Raw genomic sequence first — 4,873 nt, 5'->3', positions numbered from 1 at the left:
ACATTCAGCATCATCGGTGCCTGACACACCGCTATCGCGAGCAGGCTCACTCCTACAGGGACCGTGGTGTGTATGAGATGGACGGCAAGCGGCAGAAAAGCGGCATCTGGCGGAAACCGGTTGCCGCTTTTCTGGCATTGCCGCTTTGCCGACTCCCGGCAAAGCCCCGGTTTATAGGGGGATTATGGTTTGGCACGGCGCTTGCTAAAGCTCAGTTACGAAAAACCGGTCACCTGAAGGTTCCCGACATGAGCATCAGCTTCGATAAAGCGCTCGGCATTCACGAAAAGGCATTGGGCTTCCGCGCCCAGCGTGCCGAAGTGCTGGCCAACAACATCGCCAACGCCGACACCCCGAACTACAAGGCGCGGGATCTGGACTTCTCCAAAGTGCTTGAAGCACAGACCCAGAAGAACGCCAACGGCACCATCGCGTTGAACATGACCAACAGCCGTCACATCGAAGCTGAAGGCCTGGGCAATGGTGACGAATCGCTGATGTATCGCACGCCGATGCAACCTTCGATCGACCAGAACACCGTGGACGCCCAACTGGAACAGTCGAACTACGCGGAAAACGCCGTCGGCTTCCAGGCCAGCTTCACCCTGCTCAACAGCAAATTCAAAGGGCTGGTATCAGCCCTGCGCGGAGAGTAATTCATGTCCCTGTCCAGCGTTTTCAACATTGCCGGCAGCGGCATGAGCGCACAAACCACGCGTCTGAACACCGTGGCCTCGAACATCGCCAACGCCGAGACCGTCTCGTCGAGCATCGACCAGACCTATCGCGCCCGTCATCCGGTATTCGCCACCATGTTCCAGGGCGGCCAAAACGCTGGCAGCAACTCGCTGTTCCAGAGTCAGGACGCGGCCGGTCAAGGCGTACAGGTGCTCGGTGTGGTCGAAGACCAAAGCAACCTCGAAGCGCGTTACGAGCCGAATCATCCGGCGGCTGACGCCAAAGGCTACGTCTACTACCCGAACGTCAACGTGGTGGAAGAAATGGCTGACATGATTTCCGCGAGCCGTTCGTTCCAGACCAACGCCGAAATGATGAACACCGCCAAAACCATGATGCAGAAGGTACTGACCCTCGGTCAGTAATAAGGGGCGACTGCCATGAGTGTTACCGATACCACCAGCACCCCTAGTCTGAAAGACGTACTGGCCAACTCGTCGAAGACCAGCAGCACCACGACGGGCGGCATCGCTTCGGCGACCAACAGTGCCACCGGCGGTCAAGCGCTGGGCAAGGACGCGTTCCTGCAACTGCTGGTTACCCAGCTGAAAAACCAGAACCCGCTCGATCCACAGGACAACAGCGCATTCGTTGCCCAGCTAGCGCAGTTCAGCAGCCTTGAAGGCATCACCACGCTGAACTCCACTGTGAGTGGCCTGGCCGGCAACTACAACTCGTCGCAGGCGCTGCAAGCTTCGTCGCTGGTCGGTCGCAATGTGATCGTGCAGACCAACACTGCGCAGCTCGACGACCCGAGCAAAGGCCTGACCGGTTCGGTGAACCTGTCGACGTCCATTGCTGAGGGTACCGTGACCATCACCGACAGCAGCGGCAAGACGGTTCGCACCATCGATCTGGGCAGTCGCGCCGCTGGCAGTGCCAGCTTCACCTGGGACGGCAAAGACACGTCCGGCACCCTCGTGCCGACCGGTACTTACACCTTCAAGGCGAGCGCGCCGATCAACGGCACCGCGACCGATCTGGCCACTTACCTGCCGGCAACGGTCAACAGCGTGACGATCAGCCAGACCGGTGGCGAGCTGATGCTCAACTTGGCTGGCAAGGGCTCCGTTGCCCTGTCCAAAGTACAAACCATTGGTATATAGAGCCGACTAACCGGCAACAAAGGAGTGGAATATGTCTTTCAATATCGGCCTTAGCGGTCTCTATGCAGCCAACAAACAACTGGACGTGACCGGCAACAACATCGCCAACGTCGCGACCGCCGGTTTCAAATCGTCCCGTGCAGAATTCGAAGACGTTTACTCGGCGACCCGCCTGGGCACCGGCAGCAAAGTCATCGGCAACGGTGTGCGCCTGGCCAACGTTTCCCAGCAGTTCACCCAGGGTGACATCAACAACACCGGCAACGTGTTGGACATGGGTATCAACGGTTCCGGCTTCTTTACCATGAGCAACAACGGCTCGATTTCCTACACCCGTGCCGGTACTTTCAAAGTCGACGACGCCGGTTTCATCACCAACACCGACTACACCTCGCGCCTGCAAGGTTACGCTGTGGATTCCAGCGGCAAGATCATCAAGGGTGTGTTGACCGACCTGAAGATCGACACCTCGAACCTGGCGCCAAAGTCCACTTCCGCCGTGGCTTCGAGCATCAACCTGAACTCGTCGGCACCGGTGATCGTTGATACCGGCGCCACCGCTGTCAAGTTCGATCCGTCCAAGGTCGAGACTTACACCGAGTCGTTCAGCACCCCGATCTATGACACGCAAGGCAACAAGCACAACATGGATCAGTACGTCGTGAAGACGGGCGAAAACACCTGGAAGGTGTACACGCTGGTCGATGGGCGCAACCCGGATGCAACCGGCAGTGATCCAAGCAAAGCTGCCACTCCGCCGATTGCATCGACTTTGACGTTCGACTCTGCCGGCAAACTCGTCCAGGTCAGCACGCCTGCCGCGGTTGCAGGTGATCCTCCGGTGATCAGCAGCGATCTGACCCTGATGAACTGGAAGCCAGGCACAGTGACCAACGGTGTCTTTACACCTAACGGCGCAGCTGCCAACCCGGATGGTGTAACCATTTCGATGGCCAAGACCACTCAGTACAACGCTGACACCTCGCGTACCATCCCGACTCAGGATGGTTACGCCACTGGCCAGATCACCAACCTGACCATCGACGGCACCGGTACGCTGTTCGCCAACTTCAGCAACAACCAGAACAAGGCGATCGGCCAGGTTGCACTGGCCAGCTTCACTAACGAGCAAGGTCTGCAAGCAGTGGGCGGCACCAGCTGGAAGGAAACCTTCGCTTCGGGTATCCCGGGTTATGACGCTCCGGAAACCGGCACACTGGGTTCCATCCAGTCGAACTCGCTGGAAGAGTCGAACGTGAACCTGACCAATGAGCTGGTGGACCTGATCAAGGGCCAGAGCAACTATCAGGCGAACGCCAAGACCATTTCGACCCAGAGCACCATCATGCAGACCATCATTCAGATGACCTGATGTGTTCGAATAGCTGCACTGAAAACCGACGCCTTTGGCGTCGGTTTTTTTTTGCCTGCTATCAGGCTTTGCTTAGATACCTACCGTTCGTCGGTAGCTGTGGTGCAGTAATTGCAGATGCCCCGAGCAAAGGAGGGGGCGCGTCAAACTTCCGCAGGTCATGGAGACCTCTGGTTGCAGGGCGGTTAAACGTCTCATCAATGACCACGCGCAAAAGTACTCGGCCTTGTCGAGGCGATTCTGAAGCATTGCGTTGACTATCGATTCATCAAAAAGGCAAGGAAGAAACAATGGCAGTTATAAACGGAACGTCGGGTACGGACACACTGGTAGGCACGTCAAGTGCGGATGAGTTGTATGGGTTTGCAGGAAATGACTCGCTGAGTGGTGGCGAGGGCAATGACCTGCTGGATGGCGGAGCAGGTGCTGATGTCTTGAATGGCGGGAACGGTATCGATACCGCGTCTTATGCCAATTCCACGGCGGGGGTGACTGTCAATCTGACCGCTGGCACAGGCATTGGCGGGGATGCTCAGGGCGATACCTTGACGTCTATAGAGGCCGTAGTTGGTTCCGCATTTAACGACACTCTCACCGCCCAGGCGTCCGGCAGCACTTTAAACGGTGGTGCTGGTAATGACATCTACTACGTCAACGGCACCTCGGTGAACGTGGTTGAAGCAGCGGGCGGCGGTGATGACGAAGTACGGACCATCCTGCTCAATCACACCCTGGCAGCCAACGTCGAGCGTCTGACTTACGTCGGCACCGGTAGTTTTACCGGTTACGGCAATGCTTCGGACAACATCATTACCGGCGGAGTCGGTAACGATTACTTGATGGGCGGCGCAGGTGCTGACCAATTCATTGGCGGTGCCGGCACTGATACCGTCAGTTATACCGACAGTCCTGCGAGCGTGACGATCAATACCAAAACCGGGGTGAACTCCGGGATCGCTGCCGGTGATACTTACGTCGGCATCGAGATGTTGCAGGGCTCCGGCGGCAACGACACCTTTATCAGTGGTGCGGCTGCCGATCAGTTCGATGGTTCGGGCGGCACTGACACCATTGATTACTCCGGTTCGTCCAGCGGCGTGACGGTAAGTCTGGTTGGCGGTGTTCCGGGTGTCGGTGGTGATGCCCAAGGCGACAAGTTGTGGAATTTCGAAACCGTCATCGGCTCGTCTTTCAATGACGTCCTGACCGGGCAAACCACGGGCAACGTCCTGAACGGCGGCGGCGGCGATGACATCTACTACGTCAACGGCACCTCGGTAAACGTGGTTGAAGCAGCGGGCGGTGGTGATGATGAAGTACGAACCATCCTGCTCAATCACAGTCTGGCAGCCAACGTTGAACGCCTGACTTACGTCGGCACGGGCAACTTCGTCGGTTACGGCAATGCTTCGGACAATGTCATCACAGGCGGGGTCGGAAACGACACCCTGATGGGCGGCGCAGGTGCTGACCAATTCATTGGTGGTGCAGGCACTGATACTGTCAGTTATACCGACAGCCCTGCGAGCTTGACAATCAATACCAAAACCGGGGTGAACTCCGGGATTGCTGCCGGTGATACTTACGTCGGCATCGAGATGTTGCAGGGCTCCGGCGGTAACGATACCTTTATCAGTGGCGAAGCCGCGGACCAGTT

General features: G+C 57.5%; 5 protein-coding genes. All 5 read left to right on the top strand.

What is annotated here, in order from left to right; translation table 11 throughout:
• Positions 1–248: 248 nt before the first annotated feature.
• Positions 249–656 carry a flagellar basal body rod protein FlgB gene (flgB, locus tag ACW9IR_RS28625; protein WP_007917581.1) on the top strand — a complete coding sequence of 136 codons (408 nt, stop codon included), beginning with the start codon at positions 249–251 and terminating at the stop codon, positions 654–656.
• A 3-nt stretch (positions 657–659) separates the two neighbouring features.
• The gene (gene flgC / locus ACW9IR_RS28620; protein WP_053122816.1) at positions 660–1,103 is read left to right on the top strand and encodes a flagellar basal body rod protein FlgC; all 444 of its coding nucleotides are present in this window, start codon (positions 660–662) and stop codon (positions 1,101–1,103) included.
• Between the two features lie 15 nt (positions 1,104–1,118).
• Positions 1,119–1,844, top strand: a complete 726-nt coding sequence (gene flgD / locus ACW9IR_RS28615) for a flagellar hook assembly protein FlgD (protein WP_038369493.1) — start codon at positions 1,119–1,121, stop codon at positions 1,842–1,844.
• Positions 1,845–1,875: 31 nt separating this feature from the next.
• A complete protein-coding gene (gene flgE, locus ACW9IR_RS28610; protein WP_102900846.1) occupies positions 1,876–3,216 on the top strand; it encodes a flagellar hook protein FlgE in 1,341 nt (446 codons plus the stop codon).
• A 290-nt stretch (positions 3,217–3,506) separates the two neighbouring features.
• On the top strand, positions 3,507–4,873 hold a 1,367-nt coding region (locus ACW9IR_RS28605), incomplete at its 3' end, for a beta strand repeat-containing protein (protein ID WP_457465976.1).

Source organism: Pseudomonas sp. SDT291_1_S447 (assembly GCF_054070155.1).
Note: the sequence above shows the minus strand (reverse complement) of the source record. Positions and strands in the feature narration are given on the sequence as shown.

Bases quoted from the DNA above. Each gene is read 5' to 3' on its own strand.
- flgB (WP_007917581.1), top strand. From the start codon at position 249: ATGAGCATCAGCTTCGATAAAGCGCTCGGCATTCACGAAAAGGCATTG.
- flgC (WP_053122816.1), top strand. From the start codon at position 660: ATGTCCCTGTCCAGCGTTTTCAACATTGCCGGCAGCGGCATGAGCGCA.
- flgD (WP_038369493.1), top strand. From the start codon at position 1,119: ATGAGTGTTACCGATACCACCAGCACCCCTAGTCTGAAAGACGTACTG.
- flgE (WP_102900846.1), top strand. From the start codon at position 1,876: ATGTCTTTCAATATCGGCCTTAGCGGTCTCTATGCAGCCAACAAACAA.